Origin of the sequence: Pseudomonas sp. NFACC37-1, assembly GCF_900101575.1 — a bacterium.
GTDB classification, from domain to species: domain Bacteria; phylum Pseudomonadota; class Gammaproteobacteria; order Pseudomonadales; family Pseudomonadaceae; genus Aquipseudomonas; species Aquipseudomonas fluorescens_AA.
In genome coordinates this window covers 62,180-79,491 of record NZ_FMUZ01000024.1, presented here as the reverse complement: position 1 = coordinate 79,491, position 17,312 = coordinate 62,180, and the positions used below count along the sequence as shown (strand labels likewise).

Sequence of the window (17,312 nt, the reverse complement as noted above, 5' to 3'; positions counted from 1 at the left end):
GCGTGAGATTTTTATTTGTCACAAATGGCTGATGAACCTTGTGGGAGCGAGCTTGCTCGCGATAGCGGTGTATCAGTTTGCAGAGAGGCTGGATTTACCGACGCCATCGCGAGCAAGCTCGGCTCCCACAGTTTTTTGAGCGTTCACAGATCGGGCATCCACCATCGATCCTCAGCTCCCACAGGGGGATCTCCACAGGCTGCAGCATCAGTTGTCGCTGCTGATGGCGGCTTACGGATAGCTGAAGCTCTTGACCAACGTCAGCTCGCCCACCGCCCGCATCGGCACGACGAAGGTTTCCATCTTCTCGTTCGGCGTGCCTTCCTCCGTGATCACGGTGACTTGTGCGGTGGTCAGGGCTTGTTGCGCTTGCTCTTCGCCGTCCTCTTCACTGCGATAACCCCCGCCGTAGTAGTTCACATACACCAGGTACTGGCCTTTGATCGGCGCGGGCATGGCGAAGATTTCCGGGCCGTAGCCGGTGGTGACGTCAACATCGAGCGCGGCGCCGTTGGGGACGACGCGGTCCCCGTACCAGATGTGGGCGCCGTCGGGGGTGACCAGGTGCAAGTCCAGGTCGGTGCCGTCGCTGTCCCAGGTCAGCAGGACCCGCAGCTTGGCCGGGGTGGCGCCGCCGCTGGTGTTGAGGAACTGCGTACGGTGGCGCTGCTGGCCATCGGCGCTGCGTACTTCCACGCTGTTGCTGCCGTTGGGGAACGAGAACGGCCGGTCGAAGCGCCCCTCCTCATCCAGCTTCAGCGGCAGGCTGACGCCGTTGACGATCAACTGGCCCGGCGCATTGCTGTCCTTGGGCGCGCCTTTGATCTGCCCGGTAATGCGGGCGGTGTTGGCCTGGCCTGGGGGCGTGTTGACCGACGAGGCCGGGTAGTTGACCGTCTGGCTGAAGCTTTCGCCTTCACCGCCCGGCGCCCCGCTGCGCCAGCCGCCAATGGGGCTGTCGAGCTTGATGGCGTCAGCGGCCATGGCCGGTGGCAACGCGGTCAGGGCGCAGAGCAACAGCAAGACCTGTGGATAACGGAGTGTCATGGTCTATTCCAGCAAGAGGTGACGGGCGAGCCCTTCGATATAGGTTTCGTCCTGGCCGTTGGGGTGAGCTTCGAAGGCCAGGTGCAGATATTCATGGGTCAGGTCGAGACGGTCTTGCAGCGACAGCACGCCGCGCACATAGATGCGCTGGCGCTCGCGGTCGACATAAGGCCGGCCAAAGGCAACGCGGCAGACGGCGAAAGTGCTGATTTCGTTGTAGCCCACTTCACCTTCCAGCCGCTCACGCCAGCCCCGGCGCTGCTTGAGCAGCCAGTCCTGGGCCGCGGGCAGCGCCTCGCAGGACGCCACCGGATTGTCCCAGCGGCTGAGGCTGGCACGCGGATAGGCGTGCAGCAGGATGGCGTCGTAGCGTTGGCCGGCGTTGGCTTGTTCTACGGCTTGCGCCCAGGACAGTTTGTCCGGGCCGGGCTGGTCGGAGTGGTAGGTGACGTCGGTACCGGCCAGGACCAGGTCGCTGGTCCAGGCGGCAATGGCACGGGTTTCAGGCGCCGCCGGACGTGGCGCGACGCGCTGGCGATGGCTGCTGTCGTCGATGCTCAAGCAATCACCGTTGCGTTGGGCGTTCTGCAGCAGATAGGTGCGGATCGCCACGGCCAGTGCCTTGGCGGCTTCGGCGGGCTCGGCCTTGGCTTCGCGCTGCAGGACCCGGGCGACGTATTCCTCCCGGTCCAGGCGCGCCACCAACTTGCCGGGCATCAGGAACAGCTCGCCATCACTGTGGATGTCCAATTGGTTGCCGTTGGTGAATTCGACGCGGTAGTCACCGCGCAATTGACCCGGCGCGGCAGGCCGGTCACCGGCCATCACCCGCTGCCAGGGATAGCGGGCGAACAGGCCGACTTCCACGCAACGCCCGGTTTCCGCCGACCAGCGCGACGGCAATGCCGCCGCCAAACCTTCGCCGTAGACCTTCAGGACCTGCTGGCTGGTGCCACGGCCCCCGGCCCACACCGGGGTGCCGTCGGCCAGCCAACCGGCGAAACCACCTTGTCGGGAGGAAGGCCCCTGGTCACCCAGCCAGCTCCAGGTCTTGACCCGCAGGCGACTGCCCAACTCGCCGACCAGCCGCCCGTCCGCCGCGCCGAGCACCACATCCAGCAGCACCCGACGAGCCTGGTCCTGGGCCGGCAGCATGGCCAGGGCCTTGAGCAGTTCCGCGACCGGCACCTGCGTCTGGGGCTGCAAGGCCGACAGGTCCGACAACCAGGCCGGCGCCTGGCGGGCCTGCCAGTAATCGCGCCAGTTCGAAGCCGACAGCCCGAGCCGCTGCGGCTCGAAGTACAAGCCACAGGACTTCACCAGCGCCTGATCGCGACCGATGCTCTGTCCGGCATTGCAGCAATAGACCTCTTCCTTCGACTCGCCGCGGCACTCATAGACCGGCTCGCGAGCGTCGGTGTCCACCAACCAGGCGTAGACAAACAGTTTCCACAGACTGCCCAGTGGCGCCTGCAAGGAAGCGGGCAGCGGCTGGCGATCCAGCACCTGGGCCTGGCTCACTCGCAGCAATTGACCGTCGAAGGCCAGGCGCAACGGCTCGTCCTGCGCCGTTGCCAGCGCAGGGATCAAGCACAACAACCACCCAGCCCACCGCCTGCGCATGTCAGTTGACCGTGACCTGACCAAGCGCCGGTTTCTGTTCACGAGCCTGATTCTGCGGCGCGTAGACCTGGGTGAAGCGCACTGGTGGCAAGGTGAACTGGCCTTTCTGGGAGAAGCGCACCAAGTGCCGCAGGCGCAGCTCGCCACTGAGGGCGTCCACCGGTACCGCGTACGCCATCTGGCCGGGCTCGAAGCGGGCCTTTTCCAGGGACGTCGGTTCGCTGTCGGCCTTGCCCATCAACTGGATGCCCCACGTGGTGCGCTCCACATCGGCGCCCGGCGGCAGCGGCACTTCGAGCATGCCGTAGCGCAGCGGCGTCGAGGCCTTGCTGTTGATGATCACTTCATCCAGGTAGAGGCTGTCGCTGGACAACGGTTTGTTGCCCACGGCTTCGAGCTTGAAGGTGAAGGCCTCGTCCCCTGGCACCAGGCGCGACAGGCGCCGGGTGATGGACACCGCCATTGGCGCTACTGGTGGTTGCTGGCTCTGGAAGCTCAGTGCCGCTTGCAATGGGCGCTCCTGGGCACCGGTCAGGGTCAGCGTCGTTGGAAGCTGCGCGCCCTGCCACTGCCAGTAGGTTTCACCGGTCGCGCCCTGCCTGGCGGCCCAGCCTTCGCCCGGTGCCAAGGCCACGGCCGGCGCTGCCTGTTCGATGCTGCGCTGCAACCAGGTCAGGGCCAGGGCCCGTTCCAGGGTGGACTGCTGTGGCAACACGCGCTCCAGCAGCGCGGTGGCGCGGGCCTGATCGAAGCTCTGCAACGACAGCACCAGGGCCTCGACGAACGGCTGGGAGCTGAGTTCCAGTTGCTGTTGAGCCGCATCGGCTTGACGGCTGAAGGCCGCCGGCAACGGCACCTTGGCCTGTTTCGCCAGGGACGCGGTCAGGACACGGGCACTGGCCAAGCCAAGGGCCGAATCCGGCGCGTACATGACCAGGCTGTCTTCGCCGCTGTCCAGCACGCTCTCGCTACTGTCTTCACTGGCCTTCGCCAGATCATCCATCAGGCCGCTGAGCAAGGTGTTCACCGGCAGTTGCATCTGCTTGGCGAACGACAGGATCAACGCCCGTTGCAGCAGCGGCGTATCACCGGCCTGCTTGGCGTAGACCTCCAGCACCCGCTGCCAGTGTTCCGGCGGCAGGCTCAGGGCCAGGGCCTGGCTGGCGTGCCAGTCGGCGTAATAGGCATAGGCGGTGAGGAAGGCATCCGGCTCACCGTCCTGGCCCCACCAGGTGAAGCTCGCCGACGGTCCGGCCATCTGCACCAGGCGCAAGCGGCTGTTTTGCATGATCAACCGCAAGCGGTCGCGGATCTGCGGGTTCGACGCCAGGGTCGGATAGGCGATGCTCAACGGCAGCAGACGGCTGGCGGTCTGCTCGACGCCTCCGTACGGGTAGCTCAGCAGGTCGTCCAGGGCCGAACGGAACAACGCTTGCGGGCTGTCATCCAGGCGCAGGCGAACATCGCTGGCGTCGGCCGGCAGGCTCAGCGGGGTGTCGGCGCCTGCCACGTCAACGCGCTGGCTCTGGGTGACTTGCCAGCCGTTACCAATGGCGTTCAAGTGCATGGCCAGGGCGTCCTGGGTTTCGCCGTTCAACTGCAACTGCACGCTCAAGTCGCCACTGCTCAGTTCCATGGCCGGCAGCGCCACGTAGTTGATGCCGTTTTTCAGCTCCGCCGCCACACGCTGTTCAGCACCGGCGTAACGAATCAGCAGTTCGGCCTTCAGTGGTTTTTCCGCTTGGCTGAACGCGAACAGGCCCAGTTGCGGCTTGTCGCCCGTGCGGAAACGGGTCGGGCCGCTCCACTTCAGGTACAGCGGTTTTTCCGAGGCGATGAACTGCTTCTTCTGCCCCACCTGGCCATCGTCAGCGATCGCCTTGGCCGTGATGCGCCAGCGGGTCAGGGAGTCCGGCATCTTGAAGGTGAAGCGCGCCTTGCCGTTGGCGTCGGTGACTAGCTCCGGTTGCCACGCGGCGGTGTCGACGTCTTCACGCCGCGGCCGCTCCAGCACCTTGACCCCACGTTCGCTGCGGTTGGCCTTGCCCGGCGCGCCGGGGCTGCCAGGCAGCGCCACGTCGTAGCTGATGAACGACAGGCTGGCACTGGTGCGCACGTTATTACGGCGCGGGTGATAGAAGAACTGGTCGATGGTCGGCGCGACTTCCGGTTGCAGGGCATAGACCATTTCGTCCACCACGCTGACCGTCAGGTGCGCCGGGATCGCCTTGCCGGCGAACTGGGTGCTCAGGTCCACGGTCACCGTGTCGCCGGGGCGGTAAGTCGCCTTGTCGGTGACGACGGCAACGTCGATCTGCGGCGTGACCACCTTGATGCCGGCGTTCTGGAAGCTGTACTGGCCGCCCTTGGTGTAGAGCACCGAGAAGGTCAGGTTCGGCGCGAAGGCGTCCTTCACCGGAATGCGCGCGCGGTATTGGGTGTCGCTGAGTTTTTCCATCTTCAGCCAGTCGCCGCCCTTGGACAGCAGCGCCGTGGCCTCGACCTTGTCCCGCTCCAGCGACAGCAACGCATCGCTGACCGGTTCCGGGAAGGTGATCAGCGCCAGCGCTTCGTCACCGGTCTTGTATTCAGGTTTGTCGAAGACGATCTCGACCGTGCCTGGCACGGCCTTGATACCTTCACCGGTCACCGCATGGGCGGCGGCGCCGATGACCCGGCCATGGTCGTCCTTGAGCGTCAGGTTGTAGGTGCCCGGGCGCTCGAAGGTCAGGCTGAAGCCCTTGTCCTTGGCCGCCAGCTTGCCTTCGCCGGTGCTCTGGTCTTCCAGGCGCACCCAAGCGTAGCTGCCGGGTGTCACGGCTTTGGCTTGCTCGTTGCCGCCTTCGTTGGCGTAGCTGAACGCCACTTTCTGGCCGACGGCGCTGAAGCGCTGGGGTGCGCTCAGGCGGAAATTCGCCGCGCCACGGTCGATGAGGATTTCCTTGGTGGTCTTGACCCGATACGCCGCGCCATCGCTGGCGAACACGGTGAGGGTGTAGCGGCTCGGCTTGTCGGCGGCGGGCAGGTCGAGGGTCGCGTTGCCCTTGGCGTCGGTGGTCACTTCGCTGCTGGTCAGTTCCACCGGGAATTGCCCCAGGTATTGCAGCTCGTTATCCACCATCGACAGTTGCTGGGCGCGCAGGCTCAGGCTCACCTTGGCATTCACCACGGGCTTGCCGTCCGGGTACAGCAACACGAGGTTGCCCTTGACCGGCTCGCCGGTCCGGTAATCCTGCTTGGCCAGGTTCAGGGCGATCTCGAAGTGCGGCTTGATGTATTCGGCCACGCGAAAGGCACTGCTGTAGAGCTGGTCCTTGTAGCTGAAGCGCAGTTCATAACCGCCGGCCACGGCGTTTTCCGGCAGTTGGAAACGGCCTTGGGTGCCGGCCTTGGAGTCCAGCTTCAGGGCCAGGGTTTGCAGCGCGGTGCCGGTGGCGTCCAGCACGCTGACATTCACGTCGGCGGCGGTCGGCTGTACCGAATCACGGGCGTTCTTGAACTCACGGCCAACGATTTTCAGCGACACCCAGTCCCCCGGGCGGTACAGCGGCCGGTCGGTGAAGGCATAGAGCTTGGTGTCGTAGATTTCGCTGTCGTAATAGAAATTTTCCGAGACGAATACCCCGCCCTCCTCGTCTTCGCCAATGACGAACGAACGTTCCGGGCTGACGTGCTTGAGGCGCAGTAAACCGTCTTCATCGGTGGCACCGCTGCTCATCACGCCCAGGCCGTCGGTCCATAGCACATTGACCTTGGGCACCGAACGCCCTTCATGCTTGCGCGCGGCCCAGACCAGCAATTCGTCGCCGGCAATCTTGCTCACGGCCACGGTGTTGGAAACGAAGACCATGGTGGTCGCGCGGTATTTGCCGATCAGCGCTTCCACCAGGTACAGGCCCGGCTTCAACTGGCCCAGCGGCACATAGACGTTGCCCGGCGCGACGCTGACGAACTCACTGGACGAACCGGCCAGGTTGACCCCGGCTGGCGGCTGGATCGGCTTGGCCTGCCACAGTGGATAACGGAACTGGCTGACCACTGGCAAGCCCGGGATCAAGGCGAACTGTGTCGGCGCTTCATACGGCGTCGGCGCGACCAGGGCGTCGCCAATCTTCAATTCCGGCACTTCTTCGGTGACTTGCTGGCGGGACTCGTAGGAGAACGCCCGCTGCATCACCCGACGGGACTTGCGGTACCAGTTGTCCCACAGGTACGCGAGGGTGTTCGACAGGCCTTCGCCCTTGAACTGGCCGTCGCTGACCACGCGGTGCAGGTTCTTCTGGCGCTTGAGGAAGTCCAGCGGCTTGTCGATGCGATAGACGCGGATGTCGGCGCCGCCGTAGGGCTCCATGCGGAACCGACGGTAGTCGCGGCCCGGCGCTTCGAGGCGAACCATGGCCTGTTCGTCGCTGGCAAAGCTGCTGTCGGCCAGCAGGAAGAAACTTTCACCGGCCACCGGCGTGTAGCCGCTGGGCTCCACCGTGTCTTCGGCATTCACGACAGGTGCCAGCAACAGGGCGAACAGCAGGGGCAATTTTGAACACAAGCGCAGCATGCGGGCACCGGTCATTGGGAGAGAAAGTTGAGTCGATAGACGCCGATGAAGTTGGGGTTGGCTGCGTCGGGTATCCATCGGGTGTCCTTCCAGTTCATGAGTTGTTGCAGGCTTGCGGAGCGCATGCCGTTGTCGGTAGGGGTTGTGGTGCCGGTGTGATAGGCGATGTAGCGGCCCATCCAGATCATCAGGTGCTGGTCGTCGCCCTGGTCGAAGAACATCAGGTCGCCGGGGCGGGCCTGGGCGACATCGCGGCCCACCAGGCGACTGTTGAACTGGATCAGCTTGATGGCGTTGACGTAGGGCCCGACCTTGCCGCCGCCCTGCTGCCATTGCTGGGCGAGGCGCCGTTGCGCATCGCTGAGCGGCAGTTCCGGCGGCAGGTAGCGATTGGACAGGCCATTGCTGCGCAGCCATTTTTCATCGTGGACCTTGAGCGCTTCGTTGGCGGCGAAACGCACCAGCCCGGCGCAGTCCTGCTGGTACCAGCGCGGGCTCGGGCCTCTGGTCAATTGTTCCTGGGCAATGCGCACGAACCAGGCGCGAAAGACCTGGGATTGCTGCACATCCAGCGCCGGCGCCTCGACGGCAAGCGCCGGCCCGCCGAGCAGCAACGCCAGCAGCAACGTCAACGCGGGGTTGCGGATCAGTGCCGTCACAGCGCTTTCCATTCCAGCGGCAGCCACTGCCAGTGGCCATCCGGCTCGCTGCCTGCAGGCAAGGTCAGCGCGTACTTGCCATAGCCACCGAGGGTGCGCAGTTTCGGGATCAGGTAGGTTTGCGCGGCGTTGTAGAACACCGGCTCCATGTCCTGGGGCAAGCTGTCGAGGGTTTCACGCTGCATCAGTTGCGCCATGGAATCCGGGCCGAAGTAGACCGGCATCAGCAGGTCCTTGGGCACGACGTCGGCCATGGGCGGGAAGCGTTTGTCGAGGGTGCCGAGGGCCTTGTCCACGAGTTTGTCATCGAGGGAGAACAGCAAGGTCGAACCGTGGCGTGCCAGGCTGACCCGCAGGAATGCCTTGCCGGTAATCGCCTCGGGCTGCTCCGCTTCCTTGGCCAGGTAAGGGCCGAAATTGGAGCTGACCTGACGCAGCCACTGGTGTGTCGAGCCTTGTTGTTTCTCGACGACCGGGAAGGCATGTTCGGCGACATTGTTTTCGTAGGCGCCGACCATCGAACCGAACAGGTTGCCCAGGTCGGCATCGAGCTTGCCATCGTCTTCATTCAGGCTCGCCACCAACAGCGGCGTGTACAGGCGCGAATCGGCGTACCAGCACAGGCCTGCGGCGCCGGCCACATGATCGACCATGGCCTGGGCGGCTTTTTCGTCGGCGCCGAGTTTGACCAGCAACGGTTTCTGTTGCTCGGCGGCCAGGGGCAAGGCCACGCAGGCGCTGGCGCCCATGGGCATGGCTTGCCAGATCGGCTTGAAGTCGAAGTCCGGCTGGTTTTCCAGCTCGTCCATGGCCAGGAAGCTGTGCCAGCCCTTGTCGTCCATGTCGAAACGCAAACCGGCAAAGTTCGGGATGAAACGCTGGTAGCCCATGGCGAGCACGCTGGCGTTGACCGAGATGCGTTGCTTGACCTCCGGCGCCTTGGGCGGCAGGCCGAAGGCTTCGGGGAACAGTTTGTCGCCGTTGAGCAAGGCAGCCAGGGCAGTCGTCGAAACGCTGCCCGGTTCAACCGCGGAGCCGCTGGCCGGGTCGTACAGCTTGATCGGGTTGGACAGCACCACCAGCTTGTCGCCATGGGAGGCGAAGAGCAGGGATTTGCTGGCGTTGTAGCTGAGCTGGTAGAGCGCAACGTCGTCACCGCCGACCTTCAGGTCGCTGAGCTTGCTCAGTTGCGTGTCATCCAGTGCGACTTTCGCCAACGGCTCCAACACCTTCGCCAGGCCGCCGCGATCCATCACCAGCAGGAAATCCTTGAGGCGACCGTCCGCACCGCGCCACAACGCGACATCGGCCGGCTGGTCGAAAAGCTCTTCGATCAGGCTGTCCTGCAGCTTGAGGTCGTGCTCGTAGATGATCCGGCGCAGGCTGCCGATCAGCCCGAGGCGGTCGGCGTGGGCCTCGTAATAGAAGACGAAGTCCTCGGTGAGCGTGGCCTTGAGGAACGGCACCGCCAACAGGTCCTTGGGCAACTGGCTCAGGGAATGCGCCTCGAGCAAGCCGTCGGGGCGGCTCAGGCCGAGTTTTTCCAACGCCAACTCCATGGGCGGCGCCTTGGGCTTGGTCATGAACCAGCCCAACCCGGCGGCCACACCCGCTACCAGGCACAGCCCGATCAGTATCGCCGGCCAGCGGCGCACAGGTTTGGCGACAGGGGTCGGCGTGGTCGGGGAAGCAGTGTTGTCGCTCATATTCACAAGGGCCTGTTCATCCGTGGAGCTTAGTAATTGAAAGTCTTGACCAGCAACAGATCGCCAATGGCGCGCAGGGGTACGACAAAGGTCTCGCGTTTTTCATCGACGGTGTTTTCGTTGAGCACCAGGTTGATCTGCGAGGTGATCACCTCGTTCTGGTTGCTGGCCTCATCAAAGTTGTAGCCGCCGTTGCCGTAGTTGCCCCAATAGTTCACGTAGACCAGGTAGGTGCCGTGCATCGGCGCGGTCATGGTGAACATTTCAGGGCCGGGGCCATCGACGCCATCCGGGTCGAGGCCGCCGCCGTTGGTCAGCGCCGGTCGACCGAAGAACGCATGCTGGCCGTCGGGCGTCACGATGTGCAGGTCCAGTTCGGCCTTGGGATCGTCCCAGCCCAGCACCACACGGATCTGCGCCGGGGTGCGCAGGTTGTTGGCTTCATAGAATTGCACGCGCTTGAGGGAGCGGCCTTCGGAGCTGCGCACCTCGACGCTGTTGGAACCGGCGCCGAACGCATACGGCCGGGCGAAACGCCCCTCGTCGTCGGTATAGAGATTCAGTGGATTGCCGTTGACCGCCAGGCTATGGGGCTGGCGAGCCGTGCCCATGTCCTTGATCCGGCCCTCGATCATCGTGCGGTTGCGCTGCACGCCTCGGTCGATGGGCGGGGTGGGATAGGCGACCTGGGGGTTTTCCGTGCGATCGAGCAGGCCACTGTAGCGCCAGCCCCCGACCGGCTCCGACAGCTCGGCCGAAGGCTCGGCCCACGCCAACGGCGCACCGAGCAACACGATCAATAAAGAAAGAAAACGCACGTATGCCTCCTGCCATGCACAACGCAACCCGGCGCCCTTCCTCGGCGCTGCTTGTCATTATTCGGGTTTCGTCTGGAGGCCCCGCTACAAGGGGCCGTAGATGGCGCGAAGAGTAGCTATTCGGCGGATTTTCCACAATCGGGGAACGCGCGATTCTGTGTGGGAAATCACGTACTGAGAGGTGCGTGAGCCGAATAGGGGTTTTATTCGGCTCACCAAATGAGCCGAATAGCGCTATTATTCGGCTCATTCATCTTTGGACAGGCGCATGGCCCCCCATTGGATCTGGCAACAGCCCGACTGGCCCGGCTTCCGCTGGCAAGCTGAAGCATTGGCACCGCTGCTTCGCGAATGTGTGCAGACCCAAGGCCAGTTGCTCGGCATGACGGGCGCGGTCACAGCTTCGCTCAGTGCCCAGAGCGAACTGGATGCCTTGCTGCAAAACATCGTGACCTCCTCGGCTATCGAAGGAGAGCAATTGAATGTCGGCTCGGTGCGCTCGTCCCTGGCTCGCCGCCTCGGCCTGGAACAAGGCGACGACACGCCGGTCAGCCAACGCAGCGAAGGCTTGGCGAACCTCTTGCTGGACGCGACCCGGCATTTCAACCAGCCCCTGACTGTCGAACGCTTGCTGGAATGGCATGAGTGGTTGTTCCCTGATCAAACCAGCGACTTTGCCCACCGACAGATCCGCATAGGTACGCTGCGCGGTGACGAACCGATGCAAGTAGTCTCAGGCAGGTTGGACCGCCCCACCGTTCACTTCGAGGCGCCTCCTCGCCAGGGTCTTGAGCAGCAATTGCAAACGTTCATCGACTGGTTCGAGACCAGTCGTCATCAGGCCGACCTCGATCCGTTGTTGCGGGCTGGCATCGCTCATTTCTGGTTCGTCACCCTGCATCCATTCGACGATGGCAATGGCCGCCTGACCCGCACCCTGACCGACCTGGCACTGGCCCAAGGCGAGGCCCAGGCAATCCGTTTCTACGCCATGTCCGTGAGCATCCTCGAAGACCGCGCCGGTTATTACCGGATCCTGGAGAACAGCCAGAAGGCCACACTGGATATCACCGCCTGGCTGACCTGGTTTCTGCAGACGTTGCTGCGCAGCCTCCAGCAGGCGATGAAGCAGATCGACAGCGTGTTTTGCAAAGCGAGATTCTGGCAAGTTCATCGCAATAGCGCGCTTACGCCTGAGCAGATCAAGGTACTCAACCGAATGCTCGATGGCGGTGAAAAAGGCTTCGAGGGCGGAATCAGCGCAGCCCAATACCAAGCGGTGGCGAAGGTTTCCAAGGCGACGGCGACCCGCCATCTCGCCGAACTGCTGGAGAAAGGCTGCCTGGAACGAATGCCCGGCGGTGGACGCAGTACCCGGTATCGAGTCAGTTATCCAGACACATAAGATCACCTGTGGCGAGGGGATTTATCCCCGTTGGGTTGCGAAGCAGCCCCAATAAAGCTTGAAGAAAGTTCGCCTGAAGCATCGAGGCAGATGAGCGAGGGGGTCGCTTCGCAACCCAGCGGGGATAAATCCCCTCGCCACAGGTCCATCATGCCCCGTCCAAGCGGTTCTGCCTTCCTAGCCGATATAAGGCCAGCCCGCCTGCCCTGATTTGCCCCAAAACCCCATGTCTGCTAGTGTCGCGCCGGTTTAACAGTCAACCGGAATAGCCGCCATGGCCCGCAAAAAAGCTGCACTGGATTTCGAACAATCTCTGGCCGACCTGCAAACGCTGGTGGAACGGCTGGAGAACGGCGAATTGTCGCTGGAAGACTCGCTGACCGCCTTCGAGCAGGGTATCGGCTTGACTCGCGACTGCCAGGCGGCGCTGGCCCAGGCCGAGCAGAAGGTGCAATTGCTGCTCGAGCGCGACGGTGAGCTGACCGAAGAGCCTTTCGACGCGGAACAACCTGAATGATCGGTGCCTATCAGGCCAGCAGCCAGGCCCGGGTCAATGCTGCACTGGATACGTTGTTCAGCGCCCCGAGCCCGGAACTGGCGCGCCTGTACGAAGCCATGCGCTACAGCGTGATGAACGGCGGCAAGCGTGTGCGGCCGCTGTTGGCCTATGCCGCGTGCGAAGCCTTGGGCGGCCAGGCCGAACAGGCCAATGGCGCGGCCTGCGCGGTGGAGCTGATCCACGCGTATTCGCTGGTGCACGACGACTTGCCGGCCATGGACGATGATGACCTGCGCCGCGGCCAGCCGACCACCCACAAGCAATTCGACGAAGCCTGCGCGATCCTGGCCGGCGACGGCTTGCAGAGCCTGGCGTTCAGCGCCCTGCTGGACCCGGCCCTGAGCGACTGCCCGGCGCAGATTCGCCTGGACATGGTCAGCGCCTTGGCGCTGGCGGCGGGCCCCGCAGGAATGGTCGGCGGCCAGGCCATCGACTTGGGTTCGGTGGGCCTGAAGCTGGACCAGAGCGCCCTGGAATACATGCACCGGCACAAGACCGGCGCGCTGATCGAGGCCAGCGTCCAGCTCGGTGCCCTGGCCAGCGGTCGGGCCACCCCCGAGCAGTTGCAAGCCTTGCAGACCTACGCCCGGGCCATTGGCCTGGCGTTCCAGGTGCAGGACGACATCCTCGACGTGGAAAGCGATACCCAGACCCTCGGCAAACGCCAGGGCGCCGATATCGCCCGGGACAAGCCGACCTACCCGGCCCTGCTCGGCCTCGACGCGGCCAAGGTCTACGCCCTGGAGTTGCGCGACCAGGCCTTGGCCGCGCTGCGACCCTTTGACGCGGCGGCCGAGCCGTTGCGCGACTTGGCGCGCTATATCGTCGAACGACGCAGCTGATACAGGGTCAACCCATTCATAAGTGCGTATCGGCCAAGTTCCGGCCTACGCGTGGGCAGCTTGCGATGCATAAGGTAAACTGCCGCCTCTTTCTATACCTATAACGATTCGCCTGATGCCCACGACGTTTCAAGAGATTCCCCGCAAGCGCCCGACCACGCCCCTGCTGGACCGCGCCAACACGCCGGACGGCCTGCGTCGCCTGGGTGAAGCCGAGCTGGAAACCCTGGCCGATGAGTTGCGCCTGGAACTGCTCTATACAGTCGGCCAGACCGGTGGGCACTTCGGTGCCGGCCTGGGCGTCATCGAGCTGACGATCGCGCTGCATTACGTGTTCGACACCCCGGACGACCGGCTGGTGTGGGACGTCGGGCACCAGGCCTACCCGCACAAGATCCTGACCGGCCGTCGCGAGCGCATGGGCACGCTGCGCCAGAAGGACGGTATCGCCGCCTTCCCGCGCCGTTCCGAGAGCGAATACGACACCTTTGGCGTCGGCCATTCCAGCACGTCCATCAGCGCCGCCCTGGGCATGGCGATTGCCGCCCGCCTGCAAAACAGCGAGCGCAAGGCCATTGCCGTGATCGGCGACGGCGCACTGACCGCGGGCATGGCCTTCGAGGCGCTGAATCATGCGCCGGAAGTCAACGCCAACATGCTGGTGATCCTCAACGACAACGACATGTCGATCTCGCGCAATGTCGGCGGGTTGTCCAACTACCTGGCGAAGATCCTCTCCAGCCGCACCTACGCCAGCATGCGCGAAGGCAGCAAGAAGGTGTTGTCACGCCTGCCCGGTGCCTGGGAAATCGCCCGCCGTACCGAAGAGTACGCCAAGGGCATGCTGGTGCCCGGCACGCTGTTCGAAGAACTGGGCTGGAACTACATCGGCCCCATCGACGGCCACGACCTGCCGACCCTGATCGCCACCCTGCGCAACATGCGCGACCTCAAGGGGCCGCAGTTCCTGCACGTGGTCACCAAGAAAGGCAAAGGCTTCGCCCCGGCGGAGGTCGACCCGATCGGCTACCACGCCATCACCAAGCTCGAACCCCTGGACGCCCCGGCCGCCGCGCCGAAAAAAGCCAGTGGACCGAAGTACTCCAGCGTTTTCGGCCAATGGCTGTGCGACATGGCCGCCGCCGATCCACGCCTGGTGGGCATTACCCCGGCGATGAAGGAAGGCTCGGACCTGGTGGCGTTCAGCGAACGCTACCCGCAACGCTATTTCGACGTGGCGATTGCCGAGCAGCACGCCGTGACCCTCGCCGCCGGCATGGCCTGCGAAGGCGCCAAGCCGGTGGTGGCGATCTATTCGACCTTCCTGCAACGGGCCTACGACCAGTTGATTCATGACGTGGCGGTGCAGAACCTCGACGTGCTGTTCGCCATCGACCGTGCCGGCCTGGTGGGCGAAGACGGCCCGACCCACGCCGGCAGCTTCGACCTGTCGTTCCTGCGCTGCATCCCTGGCATGCTGGTGATGACCCCGAGCGACGAAAACGAACTGCGCAAGATGCTCACCACCGGCCACCTGTTCGATGGTCCGGCGGCGGTGCGCTACCCTCGTGGCACCGGCCCGAACGCGACCCTCTCGACCGACCTCGAGCCCATCGAGATCGGCAAGGGCGTGATCCGCCGCCAGGGCAAGCAAACCGCCCTGCTGGTGTTCGGCGTGCAACTGGCCGAGGCCTTGAAAGTCGCCCACACCTTGGACGCTACCGTGGTGGACATGCGTTTCGTCAAACCCCTGGATGAAGCCCTGGTGCGCGAAATGGCCGGCAGCCATGACCTGCTGGTGACCATCGAGGAAAACGCCATCATGGGCGGTGCCGGCGCGGCGGTCAGCGAGTTCCTGGCCCGGGAGAACATCCTCAAGTCGGTGCTGCACCTGGGCCTGCCGGACAGCTACGTCGAACACGCCAAGCCAGCGCAGATGCTCGCCGAATGCGGGCTGGACGAGGCGGGGATCGAAGCGGCGGTGCGTCAGCGGTTGCAGCTGTTGGGCCTGTAACTTTCAAACAATACAGAACCCTGTGGGAGCGGGCTTGCTCGCGAAAGCGGTGTGTCAGTCGAATTCGATATTGACTGATGCACCGCTTTCGCGAGCAAGCCCGCTCCCACATTGGCTTGCGTGAAGCACACATGATCGGAACCCCCATGAAACTCCGCCTCGCCCTAACCCTGTCCCTACTGCCAACCCCAGACCTGCTGGCCGACACCTTCGAACGCGACCAGGCCTTGAAGCTGCCCGACATCGTGATCAGCGCCAACCGCCAGGTCGAGGCCCGCAACGACAGCAGTGCCGCCAACACCGTGTTCACCCGCGACGACATCGAGCGCTTGCAACCGGCCAGTGTCACGGACTTGCTCAGCCGCGTGCCGGGGGTGCAAGTGGCGCCGCTGGGTGGGCGCGGCAGCCTGCCGGGGATTTACATCCGCGGGACCAAATCGGCCCAGAGCCTGGTGCTGGTGGACGGCCAGCGCATCGGCAACGCCACCTCCGGTGACAGCAACCTGCAACGCCTGAACATCAACCAGATCGAGCGCGTGGAAGTGCTGCGCGGTTCGCGTTCGGTGATCTACGGCGCCGACGCGGTGGGCGGGGTGATCCAGATTTTCACCCGTCGCGGCAACACTCAAGGCCTGCAACCGCGCCTGCATATGGGGGTCGGCAGCCACCAGACCTGGGAGCGCAGCCTGGGCCTGTCCGGCGGCGACGAGCAAACCCGTTTCAACCTCGGTGCCAGTCTCGACGACAGTGACGGTAGCAACCGGACCCACGAGTCCTACGCCAGCGACCGCGACGACGATGCCAACCGCAACCAGTCCTTCAGCCTGAGCCTGAGCCATGCGGCCAGCGATGATCTGGAAGTTGGCCTGAACCTGCTGGATAACCGCGGCAAAAGCGAATACGACAACCCGTTCGGCCGCTTCGACCCGAGCACGTTCGAGTCCCTGCCCCAACAACCCTACAGCGAGTTCGCGGTGAGCAGCTTCAGCACCTATGTGGACGGGCGCATCAACGACGCCTGGAAATCCCGCCTGGAACTGGGCCACAGCGAGAACCGCGAAAAGACCTTCGACAAGCTCAGCGATGTCCGCGAAGTCTTCAACACCTACCGCGATTCGGTGACCTGGCAGAACAATGTGACGCTGGACGAGCGCAACAGCCTGATCGTCGGCGGCGACTGGTATCAGGACCGGGTCAACAGCAGCACGCCGTTCGACGAAGACAGCCGCTGGAACCGCGCAGCGTTCATCCAGCACCGCTTCCAGGCCGAAACGTTCTCGACTGAACTGGGCCTGCGTCGCGACCAGAACCAACAGTTTGGCGGCCAGAACAGTTGGAGCGGCACCTTCACCCTGCCGGTCGATCCGGCCAACGACCTGTTGCTGACCTACAGCGAGAGCTTCCGCGCACCAACCTTCAACGACCTCTACTACCCAGACTTCAGCAACCCCGGCCTGAAGCCCGAGACGGCCAAGAGCTACGAGCTGCAATGGCGCAGCCAACTGAGCGACAGCGCCCGCCTGGAAACCTCGCTGTACCGCACCGACCTGGAAGACGCGATCATTTTTGGTCGCGACTCACGCCCGCAGAACGTCGCCTCGGCGCGGATCAACGGCTTTGAAATGGCCTATCTGCAGGATGTATTCGGCTGGCAGGGCAATCTGGCCCTGGCCATCATCGACCCGCGCGACCGCGACAGCGGTCACACCCTGGCTCGCCGCGCTCGACGGACCTTGAGCCTGGACCTGGACCGGCAATTCGACCGCCTCGGCCTGGGCGCCACCTGGCAAGCGGTGAGCGGCAGCTATGACGATGAAGACAACCGCAACGCCCTGGGCGGCTATGCCCTGCTCGGGTTGCGCGGCAGTTGGGCGCTGACCCGGGAGGTGAAGCTGGAGATGAAGGTGGATAACCTGCTGGACAAGGGTTACAGCCGGGCGCTGTATAGCCACGATGGGGGGCAGTATGGGTATCGGGAGGAAGGTCGGGCGTGGTTGTTTGGGGCGACGTGGACACCGTCACTCTGATCCAGAGCTTGTGGTGCTTGGACTGGCCTCTTCGCGGGCTTGCTCGCGAAGGCCGCG

Annotated in this window: 11 protein-coding genes; 5 read left to right on the top strand and 6 right to left on the bottom strand. The window is 64.1% G+C overall.

What is annotated here, in order from left to right:
- Positions 1 to 231: 231 nt before the first annotated feature.
- Genes BLP82_RS21860 through BLP82_RS21835 form a run of 6 tightly spaced genes read right to left on the bottom strand, consistent with a single transcriptional unit; the run spans position 232 to position 10,408 of the window.
- Complete coding sequence (locus BLP82_RS21860) at positions 232 to 1,047, bottom strand: YfaP family protein (RefSeq protein WP_092172837.1); 816 nt, start codon at positions 1,045 to 1,047, stop codon at positions 232 to 234.
- A 3-nt stretch (positions 1,048 to 1,050) separates the two neighbouring features.
- The gene (locus BLP82_RS21855) at positions 1,051 to 2,670 is read right to left on the bottom strand and encodes a DUF2300 domain-containing protein (RefSeq protein ID WP_092172834.1); all 1,620 of its coding nucleotides are present in this window, start codon (positions 2,668 to 2,670) and stop codon (positions 1,051 to 1,053) included.
- A gap of 1 nt (position 2,671) precedes the next feature.
- Positions 2,672 to 7,240 carry an alpha-2-macroglobulin family protein gene (locus tag BLP82_RS21850; protein WP_092172831.1) on the bottom strand — a complete coding sequence of 1,523 codons (4,569 nt, stop codon included), beginning with the start codon at positions 7,238 to 7,240 and terminating at the stop codon, positions 2,672 to 2,674.
- Positions 7,237 to 7,896: a DUF1175 domain-containing protein gene (locus BLP82_RS21845; RefSeq protein WP_092172828.1), complete on the bottom strand. Its 660-nt coding sequence runs from the start codon at positions 7,894 to 7,896 to the stop codon at positions 7,237 to 7,239. Before BLP82_RS21845 ends, BLP82_RS21850 begins: the two co-directional genes overlap by 4 nt.
- The gene (locus BLP82_RS21840) at positions 7,881 to 9,590 is read right to left on the bottom strand and encodes a DUF2138 domain-containing protein (RefSeq protein ID WP_092172825.1); all 1,710 of its coding nucleotides are present in this window, start codon (positions 9,588 to 9,590) and stop codon (positions 7,881 to 7,883) included. Before BLP82_RS21840 ends, BLP82_RS21845 begins: the two co-directional genes overlap by 16 nt.
- A 29-nt stretch (positions 9,591 to 9,619) precedes the next feature.
- Entirely contained in the window at positions 9,620 to 10,408 is a 789-nt protein-coding gene (locus tag BLP82_RS21835) for a YfaP family protein (RefSeq protein ID WP_092172822.1), read from the bottom strand.
- Between the two features lie 268 nt (positions 10,409 to 10,676).
- Between BLP82_RS21835 and BLP82_RS21830 the strand changes: the two genes are divergently transcribed.
- The 5 genes from BLP82_RS21830 (at position 10,677) to BLP82_RS21810 (ending at position 17,255) form a co-directional block, all read left to right on the top strand.
- Positions 10,677 to 11,813: a Fic family protein gene (locus tag BLP82_RS21830; RefSeq protein WP_092172819.1), complete on the top strand. Its 1,137-nt coding sequence runs from the start codon at positions 10,677 to 10,679 to the stop codon at positions 11,811 to 11,813.
- 274 nt (positions 11,814 to 12,087) lie between these two features.
- On the top strand, positions 12,088 to 12,330 hold the full coding sequence (locus BLP82_RS21825; RefSeq protein WP_003185917.1) for an exodeoxyribonuclease VII small subunit: 243 nt from the start codon (positions 12,088 to 12,090) through the stop codon (positions 12,328 to 12,330).
- The gene (ispA, locus tag BLP82_RS21820) at positions 12,327 to 13,214 is read left to right on the top strand and encodes a (2E,6E)-farnesyl diphosphate synthase (protein ID WP_092172816.1); all 888 of its coding nucleotides are present in this window, start codon (positions 12,327 to 12,329) and stop codon (positions 13,212 to 13,214) included. The genes BLP82_RS21825 and ispA overlap by 4 nt, the downstream gene beginning before the upstream one ends.
- A 115-nt stretch (positions 13,215 to 13,329) precedes the next feature.
- The gene (gene dxs / locus BLP82_RS21815; protein ID WP_092172813.1) at positions 13,330 to 15,228 is read left to right on the top strand and encodes a 1-deoxy-D-xylulose-5-phosphate synthase; all 1,899 of its coding nucleotides are present in this window, start codon (positions 13,330 to 13,332) and stop codon (positions 15,226 to 15,228) included.
- A gap of 146 nt (positions 15,229 to 15,374) precedes the next feature.
- Positions 15,375 to 17,255, top strand: a complete 1,881-nt coding sequence (locus BLP82_RS21810) for a TonB-dependent receptor domain-containing protein (RefSeq protein ID WP_092172810.1) — start codon at positions 15,375 to 15,377, stop codon at positions 17,253 to 17,255.
- Positions 17,256 to 17,312 lie beyond the last annotated feature (57 nt).

Bases quoted from the DNA above. Each gene is read 5' to 3' on its own strand.
- BLP82_RS21860 (WP_092172837.1), bottom strand. From the start codon at position 1,047: ATGACACTCCGTTATCCACAGGTCTTGCTGTTGCTCTGCGCCCTGACC.
- BLP82_RS21855 (WP_092172834.1), bottom strand. From the start codon at position 2,670: ATGCGCAGGCGGTGGGCTGGGTGGTTGTTGTGCTTGATCCCTGCGCTG.
- BLP82_RS21850 (WP_092172831.1), bottom strand. From the start codon at position 7,240: ATGACCGGTGCCCGCATGCTGCGCTTGTGTTCAAAATTGCCCCTGCTG.
- BLP82_RS21845 (WP_092172828.1), bottom strand. From the start codon at position 7,896: ATGGAAAGCGCTGTGACGGCACTGATCCGCAACCCCGCGTTGACGTTG.
- BLP82_RS21840 (WP_092172825.1), bottom strand. From the start codon at position 9,590: ATGAGCGACAACACTGCTTCCCCGACCACGCCGACCCCTGTCGCCAAA.
- BLP82_RS21830 (WP_092172819.1), top strand. From the start codon at position 10,677: ATGGCCCCCCATTGGATCTGGCAACAGCCCGACTGGCCCGGCTTCCGC.
- BLP82_RS21825 (WP_003185917.1), top strand. From the start codon at position 12,088: ATGGCCCGCAAAAAAGCTGCACTGGATTTCGAACAATCTCTGGCCGAC.
- ispA (WP_092172816.1), top strand. From the start codon at position 12,327: ATGATCGGTGCCTATCAGGCCAGCAGCCAGGCCCGGGTCAATGCTGCA.
- dxs (WP_092172813.1), top strand. From the start codon at position 13,330: ATGCCCACGACGTTTCAAGAGATTCCCCGCAAGCGCCCGACCACGCCC.
- BLP82_RS21810 (WP_092172810.1), top strand. From the start codon at position 15,375: ATGAAACTCCGCCTCGCCCTAACCCTGTCCCTACTGCCAACCCCAGAC.